This is a genomic window from Enterococcus sp. 3C7_DIV0644, from assembly GCF_002141235.1.
Classification (GTDB): Bacteria; Bacillota; Bacilli; order Lactobacillales; family Enterococcaceae; genus Enterococcus_D; species Enterococcus_D entomosocium.
In genome coordinates this window covers 3,194,797-3,207,913 of record NZ_NGLK01000001.1, presented here as the reverse complement: position 1 = coordinate 3,207,913, position 13,117 = coordinate 3,194,797, and the positions used below count along the sequence as shown (strand labels likewise).

General features: G+C 43.2%; 11 protein-coding genes. 2 read left to right on the top strand and 9 right to left on the bottom strand.

Translation table 11 applies throughout. The features are described from left to right. Positions 1-76 precede the first annotated feature (76 nt). The 5 genes from A5877_RS15060 to A5877_RS15040 all read right to left on the bottom strand — a co-directional run bounded on the left by A5877_RS15060 (position 77) and on the right by A5877_RS15040 (position 5,452). Positions 77-304: a hypothetical protein gene (locus tag A5877_RS15060; RefSeq protein ID WP_005236708.1), complete on the bottom strand. Its 228-nt coding sequence runs from the start codon at positions 302-304 to the stop codon at positions 77-79. 96 nt (positions 305-400) lie between these two features. Further along, entirely contained in the window at positions 401-3,061 is a 2,661-nt protein-coding gene (locus A5877_RS15055; protein ID WP_086299580.1) for an ATP-dependent RecD-like DNA helicase, read from the bottom strand. A gap of 20 nt (positions 3,062-3,081) precedes the next feature. Next, positions 3,082-3,735: a histidine phosphatase family protein gene (locus A5877_RS15050; protein WP_016621323.1), complete on the bottom strand. Its 654-nt coding sequence runs from the start codon at positions 3,733-3,735 to the stop codon at positions 3,082-3,084. A gap of 17 nt (positions 3,736-3,752) precedes the next feature. Then, a complete protein-coding gene (trmL, locus tag A5877_RS15045; RefSeq protein ID WP_086299581.1) occupies positions 3,753-4,256 on the bottom strand; it encodes a tRNA (uridine(34)/cytosine(34)/5-carboxymethylaminomethyluridine(34)-2'-O)-methyltransferase TrmL in 504 nt (167 codons plus the stop codon). A 353-nt stretch (positions 4,257-4,609) separates the two neighbouring features. Further along, positions 4,610-5,452 (bottom strand): methyltransferase domain-containing protein, encoded by an 843-nt coding sequence (locus tag A5877_RS15040; RefSeq protein ID WP_086299582.1) that lies wholly within the window; start codon positions 5,450-5,452, stop codon positions 4,610-4,612. Between the two features lie 102 nt (positions 5,453-5,554). Here A5877_RS15040 and A5877_RS15035 point away from each other — a divergent pair, with 102 nt between their 5' ends. Continuing rightward, positions 5,555-6,196, top strand: coding sequence for a copper homeostasis protein CutC (locus tag A5877_RS15035; RefSeq protein WP_086317076.1), 642 nt, complete (start codon positions 5,555-5,557; stop codon positions 6,194-6,196). 75 nt (positions 6,197-6,271) lie between these two features. Here A5877_RS15035 and A5877_RS15030 read toward each other — a convergent pair whose 3' ends face one another. Both A5877_RS15030 and A5877_RS15025 read right to left on the bottom strand, forming a co-directional pair. Next, the gene (locus tag A5877_RS15030) at positions 6,272-8,053 is read right to left on the bottom strand and encodes an ABC transporter ATP-binding protein (RefSeq protein ID WP_005236718.1); all 1,782 of its coding nucleotides are present in this window, start codon (positions 8,051-8,053) and stop codon (positions 6,272-6,274) included. After that, complete coding sequence (locus tag A5877_RS15025) at positions 8,040-9,791, bottom strand: ABC transporter ATP-binding protein (protein ID WP_016613253.1); 1,752 nt, start codon at positions 9,789-9,791, stop codon at positions 8,040-8,042. Before A5877_RS15025 ends, A5877_RS15030 begins: the two co-directional genes overlap by 14 nt. Before the next feature lie 144 nt (positions 9,792-9,935). Between A5877_RS15025 and A5877_RS15020 the strand changes: the two genes are divergently transcribed. Further along, positions 9,936-10,772 (top strand): AraC family transcriptional regulator, encoded by an 837-nt coding sequence (locus A5877_RS15020; protein WP_005236722.1) that lies wholly within the window; start codon positions 9,936-9,938, stop codon positions 10,770-10,772. Positions 10,773-10,831: 59 nt separating this feature from the next. On the opposite strand, the gene mgtE is transcribed toward A5877_RS15020, so the two are convergent. Both mgtE and A5877_RS15010 read right to left on the bottom strand, forming a co-directional pair. After that, positions 10,832-12,196 carry a magnesium transporter gene (mgtE, locus tag A5877_RS15015; protein WP_086317074.1) on the bottom strand — a complete coding sequence of 455 codons (1,365 nt, stop codon included), beginning with the start codon at positions 12,194-12,196 and terminating at the stop codon, positions 10,832-10,834. 17 nt (positions 12,197-12,213) lie between these two features. After that, positions 12,214-13,113, bottom strand: coding sequence for an RluA family pseudouridine synthase (locus A5877_RS15010; RefSeq protein ID WP_034872214.1), 900 nt, complete (start codon positions 13,111-13,113; stop codon positions 12,214-12,216). Between the last annotated feature and the right edge of the window lie 4 nt (positions 13,114-13,117).

Sequence of the window (13,117 nt, the reverse complement as noted above, 5' to 3'; positions counted from 1 at the left end):
GAAGAAATGCGCCTTTGCATTCTTCAGGTTTCTTTCTATTCGATTATTCAACAGTTGGTTTCTTCTTGGTAGAAAATCATGGATTTCCAGGACTGCCAGGATTCGTTGGGTTATTTGGTGTGTTAGGCGGGAAAATCGGCGCCTTATCTAACGTTTTTTCTAATCCTGATTCTTCCCGTTCGCCTCGTTCTGCATCAGGGCTTTCATCTAATTTAAATTCTTTTTCCATCTCATCCAATTTCTTAAAGTCGTTGCCAGATTCTTTTGCGAGTTTTGCTAATTTATCTTCAGTTTCTTTCGCCATAATGTAACGCCTCCTTTTGATTTCAGCTTAGCATAAGAAGCTGAAAAACCAAAAGAAAGCGCTCACTAACAACCCATTTTTAGCATTTTCTCATCGTTATAATCCCTCGTTTTTTACGGGCATAAAGTCGTACGGAGAACAGTCCTTCATCCCAATCATTGGATCTACTAAATGCTTTTTGACCATCGTTAAGGTCAGCACACCATCGTTTTGCGTTTCTTCGATGAGTGCTTCTTCCCCCGTAGTCCCTTCACTTAGGACCTTATCCCCTGACAGAGGCTTGGCCGTTTCTGTCTGATTTGATGCCGACGGCTCAGGCTCGGCAAAAGCAAACAAGTCCAACCCACTATCTGGTGACTTTTCTGTCGCTTGCTGGTTAGCAGCAGCTTCAGTGCTGGGATTTTCCTTTGGCTTCGAAGCTACCATTTTTGCCTTCGTGTTCTCAGAGGAATCATTATAAAACGGATCATCGGCTTCCTCAAACTGAGCCAATTTCGCCCGTTGCAGCGGCGTCATTTCTTCCGTGCCATTGATACGTTCTTTTAATGTCGTTAAGCGAGTGGCAGATTCGTGACTGACACAGGTTTGGTAGGCTTGCAGTTCACCAAGTAAAATCAGCATCTCTTTGCTGCGAGTCACAGCGGTATATAGCAAATTGCGCTGCAGCATACGCTGGTATTGATGAACCATCGGCAAAATAACCATTTGAAATTCACTACCTTGGGATTTATGGATCGAACAACAGTAGGATAATGTGATCTTGTTCCATTCATTACGCTTATAGGTCACTTCATTGGCATCAAATTGAATGACCAGTTCGTCAACCTTGTCTTCCGACTGTTTGGCTAGAGTGATCCCAACGATTTGGCCCATATCGCCATTAAACACGTTATCTTCAGGAGAGTTTACCAACTGCAAGACCTTATCGCCGATACGATACACCGTATCATTGAAGGTGACCTCTTTTTTGGTTCCATCGTTGGGGTTAAAAATCTCTTGCATCATTTTATTCAGAGCATCGATCCCAGCTGCCCCACGATACATCGGCGCCAACACTTGAATATCTTGCGGCGTATAACCTTTGTCTTTCGCCCGTTTCACGATCTGAGCGATCAACGGTTCGATCTTGTACGCATCACACGCAAAGAAAGAACGATCTTTTTGGTTTTGTGTAAAATCAGCAGGCAGCTGCCCGTTTTTGATGGCGTGGGCCAGTGGAATAATACTTGATCCATCTCCTTGACGATAGATTTCCGTCAATTCTTGTTTCGGAATCGCATCGATCGCTAGCAAATCATGAAGGACTTGTCCTGGTCCCACAGAAGGAAGCTGATCTTTATCCCCCACAAAAATCACTTGCATGTTTGTAGGGATCGACTTAAAGAGCGTATTCGCCAACCACGTATCGACCATTGACATCTCATCGACGATCAGTAAACCGCCTTCTAACTCTTTGGGACTAATCGATGGTGCTTTTTCACGGCCATTCAATCCTAACAAACGATGGATCGTACCACTTGGCAAACCAGTCGTTTCGTTCATCCGTTTGGCGGCTCGACCAGTCGGTGCTGCCAAGAGAATCGGAAAGGTTTCGTCGCTGTATTTTGATGGTTCTAAGTCCAAATCGTTCAACTCAGCAAATAATTGTACGATCCCATTGATCACTGTTGTTTTCCCAGTACCTGGGCCACCTGTCAAAATAAACAATGGCGATCGGATTGCTTCTTTGATCGCTTCTTCTTGCGAGGAACCATAGGTGATGCCTAAGTGCTTTTCTATTTTACGTAACGTTTTACTGATTTTTTTCTCAGGATAGACGATTTCTTTTTTGCGGGAAAGCAAGCGTTCGATGGAACTGGCAATTCCCCATTCAGAAAAGTACAAACTATTTTCATATAAACGGGTTTCTTCTTGTTGGATCTTTCCTTCTTCCACTAGATGAATGATCGTTGATGCCAAATCGTCAGGCGCAATCTCAATGGGGCGGCTCGTTTCTAATAGGCGCAGTGTCTGCTCTAACAAATCTTGGGCGTGGATAAAGGTATTGCCCGTCTGCAAGGACTGGGCGAAGATTTGATGCAAGACCGCCGCTCGAAACCGTTGCGGTGACGAAGCTTCGATACCCAGCTGTTCAGCGATGCCATCTGCGCGTTTAAAGCCAATGCCTTCAATGTCTTCCACCAGCTGATATGGATTCTCCTCAATAATGGATAGCGCCTCATTTTTGTAGGCTTGATAGATAGCAAAAGATAGCTGGCTACCAAAGCCATAGCGACTCAAGCCAACGATTACTTGATCCATCCCATGGTTTTGCCGAACGGTATCTAAAATCATTTTTTGCTTACTTTCATTTAACCCTGGAATCTGCTCCAACAATGCCGGTTCTTCCAGCATCCGGTCGATCGCTTCTTCTCCTAAAAGATCAACGATTTTTTCAGCGGTCTTCTTGCCGATCCCAGGAAATTTTTCTCCAGAAAGGTAGGCGATCAACCCTTGTTCAGAGGTCGGTTGTTCTTGTTGGTAGCTTTCGGCCTTCAACTGGACGCCATACTTGGGATGATTGACCAGCTCACCAAAAAACCGATACTTTTCCTCTTCTTGGATTTCGCCGAAACTACCAGTAACGACGATCTCCGAGTCTTTGTAGTCGGCATTATTCTCAGTGACTTTAACTAATAGTACTTTATAAAAATTGCTGGGATTCTGGAAAAAGATGGCGGCAACATGGCCGACAAAAAACGTTCTTTCTGGAATCATGGTGCCGCTCCTTTCATGGTTTACAATAAAGCGTCTAATCCTGCCTGATTGCTTAAAAAGCTTGCTTCATTCCAAACTTTTAGTTCAAAAGGCAATACTTTTTGTTCATTCGTCTCTAATAAGCTAACGCTGTTATTGACTAATCCACCTTGCTCTCTTAATTCGGCTAATGGTTTGCCTGCAAGCCACTGGATAGCAGCCGTAAAGGATGCCCCATGACCGACGAACAATAATGGGCCTTCATGCTGCATCACCGCATCCATGACGACGGTCTCGATCCGGCTCAATGTTTCTTGGATCGGCTCTCCCTTAAAGGCACTGGGATCGTAGCGATCAAGATGATTACGCAGATCAGTCAATTGTTGAGGATACTTCTCATGCATTTCATCGATAGAACGTCCTTCTAATTCACCAAGTCCGATCTCACGCAGGTTCTCATTATAAATAATTTCAACAGGGTGATGGAGCCTTGTTTGGATCTCTTGGGCAGTTACTTTTGCTCGTAAAGACGTGCTTGAATAAATCTTCTCAAAAGGAATAGCAGCCAGATGATCACCGAGCAGTTTGATCTCTTCATGACTTTCCGGCAATAACGGTGAATCCCCTAGCATCCCTTGAAAGCGGCGCGCTTGGTTCCACTCTGTTTTTCCGTGACGGGTAAAGTATAATTGCATCGAACAAGCCTCGTTTCTTAATCTAGTTTGTCGTTCTCATAATGGTGTGTCAATTCCAGATGTGGGAAGCCTTGCTGCCGCAAAACTTCATAAATGATCAAAGCAGCCGTATTTGATAGATTTAGGGAACGAACATGCTCATCATTCATCGGAATGCGTAGGCATTTTTCGGCATGCTCACGCATAAAGCTTTCCGGAAGCCCCGTCGTTTCTTTCCCAAAAATAAAGAACTGATCATCATCTGCGGTGTAATCGACGTCAGAATACACGCGATTGGCAAATTTCGAGATCAGGTACAACGGACGCTCTCCTAAAAAGTCCATAAAAGTAGCCAAATCTTTGTGATAGGTGATATTGACATCATGCCAATAATCAAGTCCTGCCCGCTTCAATTGCTTGTCATCCGTTGAAAAGCCTAGTGGCTCTATTAAGTGTAAATGAGTATTTGTTGCTGCACAAGTACGTGCAATGTTCCCCGTATTGGCCGGGATCTGAGGTTCAAAAAGAACGATGTGATTCATAGATAAAAACTCCTTTCGATCGGATATTGCCGATCGGTTCTCGCATTGATTTGTGTTTTTACACCTTACGTTTTCCATTTCATTCTCAATAGCTTCTTCAATAACTTCTATAGTACCATATTTTGGCACACTTGTTTTTCTAGAAACAACATTTTTTGTGTGCTTTTTTGGGCATAAAAAAAACGTACCAACTCGGTGTCGATCACTGCGAGTCGTTACGTTAGTGAAGCTCTTTTCACTAACTTTTATCAGAACAGGAACCTGATAAAAACCAATGAAAAATGACTTGAGAACAATATATCACTCCCATGGCATGATTGCAAGAGTAAATAACAAAAAAGTTCAAAATATTTTCAGGAAATTTTCGCAATCAACACCTCAACATCAACAGTTATCTGTGCCAAAGGGGTTTGACGCAGCTTTTCTTTCCTTTCCTCCGAAGCCCCCCACTCTAACGGCGACATGGCAAGTAAATCTTGCCGATATTCTTCAGGAATCGCAAAAACATGCGTTACTCTTTGACGGGATGCGGTGGGATAGTGTTCAAAAAATTTGCTAACGACCCGTTCATTCGAATACTGCTGTTTTGTTTCGTCATCAGGATAAAAAGCGGCTCGTAGTTCTTTTAAATAATCCGCTGCTGGGACGACTTTGATCAACTGGCCACCCTTTTTTAGAATGCGGTTGAACTCCCCGTAATTTGACGGTGAAAACAGATTGAAAATCGTATCAAAGCTCGCTTCAGCAAACGGTAACTTAGTCAGATCCGCCACACACCAAAAAGCGGGTACGTTTTGATTGGTAGCTAGATAGACCCCGTCTTTGGCTATATCAAAACCGACAGCCGCTTGGGTCTTTTCATTGACCATCTGTGCAAGGAAACTGCCTTCACCGCAACCGACATCTAAAAGATACTCAGCATCCCCCAAAGCTGCTTTGATGGTCTCAAGGACTGGTGCATACATGCCGCTAGCGATCATACGTTGACGCGGCAAAAACAGTGCTTGATCATAATCTGCTTTAACTTGATGATCCAAAAAGAAAAGTGTGCCTTTCTTTGATAAGTCAAATCGATGACGATTTGGACAAACTAAGCCATTTTCGGTCGGGAAAAATGCTTGGCGGCACAACGGACATTCAAATAAGTGATAATGGGCGTTTAAAAAAAGGCGCCCGCGATCGATTTTTTTTAACATTCAACTTCCCTCATCTCTGCTCTACTTTAGCATATTCTTGTGGTAGAATGCTAGTGGATAGAATAACAAATCAATTGAACACCCATCTATTGGAGGTAAATCATGTTAAAAGAATTTTGTGCAGAAAATTATACCAATATTCCCTTAGCAATCGCCCGAGGTGCCCAACGCATCGAACTCTGTGATAATTTAGCAGTCGGCGGAACAACACCAAGTACCGGCGTGCAAGAAGAAGTCCTGCAATATGCTGGCGAAAAAGGAATACCCGTTATGACGATCATTCGACCTCGAGGCGGTGATTTTGTTTACAATGATACAGAATTGAAAATCATGCATACCGACTTGATCGAAGCAAAAAAATTAGGAACAGACGGCGTTGTTCTAGGTTGCTTAACACCTAGCGGTTGGTTGGACGAAGAAGCATTGGAGCTATTGTTAGAAACTGCAGAAGGCTTGCAGGTTACTTTTCACATGGCATTCGACGCGATTCCTGCAGCGCGTCAATTCAAGGCGATCGATTGGTTAGCTGAGCATGGCGTACAGCGGATTTTGACCCATGGTGGTACTGCAGGCACCCCTATCGAAGCATATTTCGATCGTCTGAAAGAATTGATCGCCTATGCTGGTGAGCGTTTAACGATCTTACCTGGCGGTGGCATTTCCTATGAAAATGCCCAACAAGTTGCTGATATACTAGGTGTAAAAGAAGTTCATGGAACCAGAATCGTTGACCTTAACGATTGAGATTGAGGGACACAAAAGAATCACGCAAAGAAACCCCCACAAACGATGGTAACGCATCATTTGTGGGGATTCTTTTTATATGGCTTGCAGTAAGTCGTATTGTGATTGATACAAATGGTGGTACAAGCCTTTTTGTGCCATTAGCTGATCATGGTTACCAGATTCAGCGATCGTTCCCCCCGCCACGTAAAAGATTCGATCAGAATTTTTGATCGTGGACAGCCGGTGAGCAATGATAAAGGAGGTTCTGCCTTCTAACAGCTTCAACAATCCTTCTTGCAGCAATTCTTCTGTCTTCGTATCGATACTTGAGGTCGCTTCATCTAAGATCAAAATTTTTGGATCAGCCAACAACGCTCGGGCAAAGGAAATCAGTTGCCGTTGCCCTGCAGATAAAGTGCTTCCTCGTTCTTCGACGACGGTTTGATAGCCGTCTTTCAACTCCGTGATAAAGTCGTGAGCACGGACGATTTTCGCTGCTTCGATGATCTCTTCTTCTGTTGCATCTAATTTTCCATAGCGAATATTCTCTATGATCGTTCCTGAGAAAATAAAAGTATCTTGCAGCATGACCCCCATTTGTGAACGCAGCGATTCCAGCGTCACGTCACGAACGTCCATCCCATCTACTTTAACACTGCCTTCATTGACATCATAAAAGCGGCTCAGCAAATTGATGATCGTGGTCTTCCCTGCACCAGTAGGGCCAACCAAGGCAATGCTTTCCCCGGGTTCGATGTGGAAATTGACATCAGAAAGAATGTTTTTGCCTTCTTCGTATCGGAAGGTCACGTGTTCAAAATCAACGGTCCCTTTCATCGTCGGCAATACTTTTGCATCTGGTTTGTCTTCGATATCTGGGACTTCATCCATCGTTTCAAAAATCCGTTCAAGATAGGCTGTTGCTGTAATCAAAGAATTATAAAAATTCCCGATATTGATGACTGGATTCCAGAAATTATTGATATAACTGATAAAAGCGATCAGAGTACCTGTGCTGACAGCGACACCAATTTGGCGAATGCCGACAAAATAAATCAAACAAGTCGTAATGACTGAAATGTTTTGCACCCCAGGCCACATGAGAAACTGAATTTTGACAGCTTTCATCCAGGAAGTCCGATAATCATTGCTGACTTCTTGGAAAATCTCTGCATTTTCTTCTTCCCGTGCGAAGGATTGGGTAATCTTGATGCCGGCAATACTTTCATGAATGTAAGCATTTAAATTGGACTGTTTATTACTCAACTCCTGATAGGCTTTGCGCTGGTTATTTTTGATTACCATCACCATGATGAACAAAATTGGCAGCAACGCAAGGGAATATAGGGTCAATTTGAAGTCGATCGCAAACATAAAGATCAAGGTGATGATGACGTTGAAAACATCGGAAATCAAATTGATCAGGCCATTACTCAACAGGTCACTCAGTGTATTGATGTAGTTTACGATGCGGATCAAGATCTTGCCATGGGGCCTTGTATCAAAATAAGAAAACGGCAGCCGCTGCAGATGTTCAAAAATATCAAAGCGCATATCCTTCAAAACATCTTGCCCAATATTCGTGATATGGTAAATACGATAACGCATGCAGACGCCAATAACGATCAAGGTCACTAAAAAGGCAGCTCCTAAAAGCAGCAATTGATTAACATTTTTCTCAGGAATCGATGAGTCGATAGCGATCTTAGTGAAAACGGGCGCCAGCATTCCTGCTAAGTTTGCTAGGATGATCGTAAATAGTACTTTTCCAATACTTTTTTTATACGGTACGACGTATTGGGACAAACGCTTGAAATCCTTCCAGCTAAATTCCTGGTCTAATTCCTCATCCACATCAAATTTATTTCTCGCCATCGTCTTCACCTCCTGACAAACCTAATTGTTTTTGATACACTTCATAGTATTTACCTCGCAGTTTGACAAGTTCTTCGTGGGTGCCTTGTTCAACGACCCGCCCTTTTTCCATCATCAAGATCTGATCGGCTTCTCGAACGGAGGAGATGCGATGCGCAATGATGAACGTCGTTTTCTCTCCTGTTAATTTTGTCAGCTCTTGTTGGATCTTCGATTCTGTCTCCATATCGACGGCAGACGTCGTGTCATCCAAAATCAAGATCGATGGATCTTTGGCTAAGGCCCTCGCAAGAGAGATCCGTTGTTTTTGTCCGCCAGAAAGTCCGACGCCTCGTTCACCGACAATCGTCTCGTAGCCTTGAGGCATTCGAGAAATAAAGGTATCTGCATCGGCGACTACGGCCATTTGCCGAATAAAGCCTTCATCTGCTAAAGGATTTCCAAAAGCAATATTGTCAGAGATGGTATTAGAAAACAAGAAGACATCTTGCATCACCATTGAAATGTTTTCCCGCATTTGGCGCACAGGATACTCTTTGGCATTTTTTCCATCAATCAATACTTCCCCTTCAGTCGGGTCATAAAAACGTCCGACTAAATTCACTAAGGTCGTTTTTCCTGAGCCGGTTTCGCCTAAAATCCCTAACGTTTGTCCCGGCCCGATGGTGAAGTTGATGTTTTCCAACACATTTTGATCCGGGTCATCTGAAAAGTGGAACGAGACATCTTTGAATTCCACAAACCCATTGATCGGTTCTAATTTTTCTTGTTTGTGAACCGGTATTTTCGATTCTTGTGCTAGCATTTGTCGAATTTTGATACAAGCTGCAGAAAATCGCTGAACATCGTTGATCAACCAACCGCTCATACGCATAGGGTTATTCAACATCCATAGATAGCCATTAAATGCAACGAGATCACCTAATGTCATCTCCCCATTGATTACGAAAATTCCGCCTAAGACTAAGGCAATGACTGACAAACTTCCTGCTAAGCCATCAAGCCATGGCAGATAAGTGCGGGAAACTTTGGCAGATGCCATGTTGCGGGTCTTAAAATCTTCGTTGTACGAGCGAAATTTTTCGATCTCAAAATTTTCACGAGCAAAAGCTTTCACCACCCGATTGCCGCCAATATTTTCTTCTACCATTGAGTTCAAGCGCGAAAAGCTCTCACGAATATCAAAAAACAGTGGGTGTGCTTTTTTAGACATGCGATTCGTCAACAGAAAAATGATCGGTGTGACAGCCACCAATGTCAACATCAATTTCCAATCAATAAAGCTCATGACCACCACCGCAGAAAAGAACCACAAGATACATTCAGCGATATTATAGGTCACCCAAGAAACAAAGTGGCGTATGGCATCAGTATCCCCGGTCATTCGTGCCATAATATCTCCAACCCGTGTGTGATTAAAAAAGTCGAAATCCAATTCCTGCAGTTTCTGATACAAGTCTTCCCGTAAATCGTATAGCGTATTTTGTCCGACCCGTTCAAATAAAATTTGATAACTATAGCGGACAATGGTGCGAATGACGGTCGTTGCGATCATGATCAACAGTAATGGAATCAATAAGTGCGTTTTTTGCTGATTGATGACATCATCGATCACCATTCCTCCCAAGTACGGATTAACAATGATCAGCGCTGCATTGATCACTAAAAACAGGATCGCCAATATGATTTTTCCGCGGTTCTTTTTGGCATAGCGCCAGATCCATTGTGTATTACTCATCTAATTCCCCCTCTCGTTGTTAAGCTTAGCGTTTTGAAAAGCGATTTGAATGGTTTTTCTTACTCATTTTGATGTAAAATATTAGTAAGAAGCACCATTCCCTTTTTTTATCGGAGATGGGCACCCAATTGGAGTGAATCAGCCATGAATTTAGTTAACCCTCGAACCTTCAATCCCGAAATCATCTATCTCTTTGACCCATGGACGCAAGCAGAAAGTCATGGAGAAATGCACCATCATGACTTTTTAGAAATCAGCGTCTTGTTAGAAGGAGAAAGTACGTATTATTTTGAAAAAGAACCAGCGAAGAAAATTCGTGCTGGCAGTGTCATGCTTTTTAATCCTGGTGTCGACCACTGCGAGTTACAGCCTAAAGGCACTCGCTCCCACCAGTTGCATATTGGACTGAAGAATATTTCCTTGGAAGGATTCAAGCGAAATTTTTTCCCCAACAAGCACCCATTGTTAGAATTAGGCAAATACCATCATCAAGTTTTGGAAAAAGCGTGGCAGTTGGTGCGAGAAAGCAGTGAAGAGCGGGATGAGTTTCAGTTGATGCAAAAAGCTGTCTTGATGGAGATGCTCGTCTATATTTTACGCGGACTAAATGAAGACCACATCAATGTCGTTCCTTACCTTTCCAAAAGCCAAAGAAGACAACAACAAATCGTCAACTATACCGTCTATTATTTGGAAAATCATTATAAAGAAGAAATCACCTTGGAAAAACTGGCACAAGATCAATTTCTCAGCCCGACGTACCTTTCCAAGATTTTTAAAGAAGCGACAGGGGTCAGCCCCATTAACTATTTGATAGAAATCCGCCTAAAACGCGCCAAAGACATGCTAAAAAATGACAACCTCACGATCAAGGAAGTCGCCTCTGCAGTTGGCTATCAAGATGCCTATCACTTTAGCAAGTCTTTTAAAAAACTTTATGGCGTCTCTCCTTCTGGGGTGTTGCCAAAACCAAAAAATTAAAAAGCAAGCCAATGATTCTTCACTCGAAGAAAAATCATCGGCTTGCTTTTATTTTTTATTCATTGAATAAAATAGTTCATAAAAAGACTGGCAATATTGAAATAGATCAAAACACTGGTCAAATCACTGAGGGTCGTAATAAACGGACCGCTCGCCACTGCCGGATCAAACCCAAGCTTATCCATTAGCATCGGAATCAAACTTCCCGCTAAGTTGGCTACTGTGATGGCACACATCATAGCCATCCCGATCACAAACCCTAGAATCGGATTTTGTTTCCAGACAGCCACAATAGCAAAAATCGTCAATCCGGTAATAGCTCCTGTGAAAAGTCCTGTAAGCACCTCACCGACCACTGTTTTCATAAAGCTATTTTCTTTATCATCATTGATCGCCAAGCGGCGTACGGCTACCGCTAAAGATTGGGTACCGGCATTGCCGGCAGTTCCGGTGATCAGTGAGATAAAGACGGCGAGAATACTTGCTTCACTAACTAACTCTTCATAATGGCTGATTAAACTGGCGGTTGCCATTCCGAGAAAGAGTAAGGTGATGAGCCAAGGTAACCTTCTCGAAGAAGCTTTGACCGGGTTTTCACTGACTTCTTCTACATTGACCCCTGCCAAACCCGAGTAATCACTGGCTGCTTCATCATCGATAACGTCGATGATATCATCGACGGTCACGATCCCTAATAGGTGATCGTCATAATCGGTGACTGGCAATGCGAGAAAGTCATAATCCCGGAAGGTCTGAGCGACATCCTCTTGGTCATCTCCAACATGAACCGACATCACCCGCTCGTTCAAAATATCAGCAATCATGGTATCTTCATCATTGATGATCAAGTCTCTTAAAGAAATAACGCCCACAAGTTTGTTGTCGGTATCCACGACGTAAATATAATAAATCGTCTCAGCAACATCTGCGGCATTTTTTAAGACATACATCGCTGAACGAACCGTTTGGTTGGCAACAATGGAAACAAACTCGGTTGTCATCAATGATCCAGCTGTTTCATCTTCATAATGCAATAGTTCTTTGATCTCGCTAGCGGCTTCAGCAGTCATCAGACTCAAATATTTGGCCGTTTGTTTCTTGTCCAATGTATTCAGTAGATCGACAGCATTATCGGTATACATCTCTGCTAACATCGTTGCAGCATATGCCGGCCGCATTTCTGAAAGATAGTCCACCATGTTTTCATCGTCTTCTTCAATGACGTCAAACATGTCTGCCAATTCTTTCGGCGATAGATACGTATAGACGATTTGTCGATCGTCTGCTTCTAGAGATTGGTAGAATTGACCCTGCTCGTAGATATGCAGATCCAAGAATGCCTCACGAAATCCCTGGATATCATTGTCTTTTAGTGCTTGATTCAGTTGATCAAATCGTTCGGTTAATTCTTGATTTTCATCCAATCTCTTCACCTCATTTGTTATTGCTTATCGATAGCTGAACAAACAGCGGCCATGTCTGCAGGTAAAGGCAGTTCAAAAGCCAACGGTTCATTCGTAAAGGGATGCTGGAATTGCAGCTGACAGCAATGAAGTGCCTGTCGTCTGATCCCAAAAGCCATTGGTCCCCCATACATCTCGTCTCCTAGTAAGGGACAACCGATTGCAGAAAAATGGACCCTTATTTGATGTGTCCGGCCTGTGTGTAGTTGAATGTCGACTAATGCGCAATCTGAATTGCGCTGTTTTAGCCAATACTCCGTACGTGCCTCTTTTCCTTCTTCACTGACCTTGCGTTTCAAAAGCGAGGTCAGGTCCCTAGCGATAGGCAAATCGATCTCGCTATGGGCGGATAATGCGGAAAGATCTCCCGCAACGAGGGCTTGATATTTTTTAACAACTTGCTTCTTCCGTAACTGGCTATCCAGCTTCGCATGGGCAAAGCCGTGTTTTGCAAAAAGCATCAATCCTGATGTGTCACGGTCTAAGCGAGTCACTACATGGATCACTTGATCTTCATAGTGTTGCGCTTGATAGTAGGCCTTGACTCGATTGGCCATCGTGCCAGTCGGATGATATTGCGCAGGAATCGATGAGATGCCAGCCGGCTTATTCACGATTAACAGATGGGCATCTTCATACACAATCTCAATAGGTGTCGGATCAGCCAGCATCGTTTCATGTTCCCCTTCAGGAGGAATTACAATAGTTACCCTATCATTTTGCGCCAAAGAAAACAAGACGTTTTGCTCGTGGTCGTTCACAAATATCTTTCCGCCTTGAAATTTTATTTTCGCTAGCAGACCTTTGGATACTCCTTGTTCCTTCAAAAAATATTTGACTTGCTGCCCTTGTCCGGTATATTGATACGTAAATTCCATGAGT

Excerpts from the sequence above, each read along its gene's own strand:
- A5877_RS15060 (WP_005236708.1), bottom strand. The coding sequence starts at position 304 with ATGGCGAAAGAAACTGAAGATAAATTAGCAAAACTCGCAAAAGAATCT.
- A5877_RS15055 (WP_086299580.1), bottom strand. The coding sequence starts at position 3,061 with ATGATTCCAGAAAGAACGTTTTTTGTCGGCCATGTTGCCGCCATCTTT.
- A5877_RS15050 (WP_016621323.1), bottom strand. The coding sequence starts at position 3,735 with ATGCAATTATACTTTACCCGTCACGGAAAAACAGAGTGGAACCAAGCG.
- trmL (WP_086299581.1), bottom strand. The coding sequence starts at position 4,256 with ATGAATCACATCGTTCTTTTTGAACCTCAGATCCCGGCCAATACGGGG.
- A5877_RS15040 (WP_086299582.1), bottom strand. The coding sequence starts at position 5,452 with ATGTTAAAAAAAATCGATCGCGGGCGCCTTTTTTTAAACGCCCATTAT.
- A5877_RS15035 (WP_086317076.1), top strand. The coding sequence starts at position 5,555 with ATGTTAAAAGAATTTTGTGCAGAAAATTATACCAATATTCCCTTAGCA.
- A5877_RS15030 (WP_005236718.1), bottom strand. The coding sequence starts at position 8,053 with ATGGCGAGAAATAAATTTGATGTGGATGAGGAATTAGACCAGGAATTT.
- A5877_RS15025 (WP_016613253.1), bottom strand. The coding sequence starts at position 9,791 with ATGAGTAATACACAATGGATCTGGCGCTATGCCAAAAAGAACCGCGGA.
- A5877_RS15020 (WP_005236722.1), top strand. The coding sequence starts at position 9,936 with ATGAATTTAGTTAACCCTCGAACCTTCAATCCCGAAATCATCTATCTC.
- A5877_RS15010 (WP_034872214.1), bottom strand. The coding sequence starts at position 13,113 with ATGGAATTTACGTATCAATATACCGGACAAGGGCAGCAAGTCAAATAT.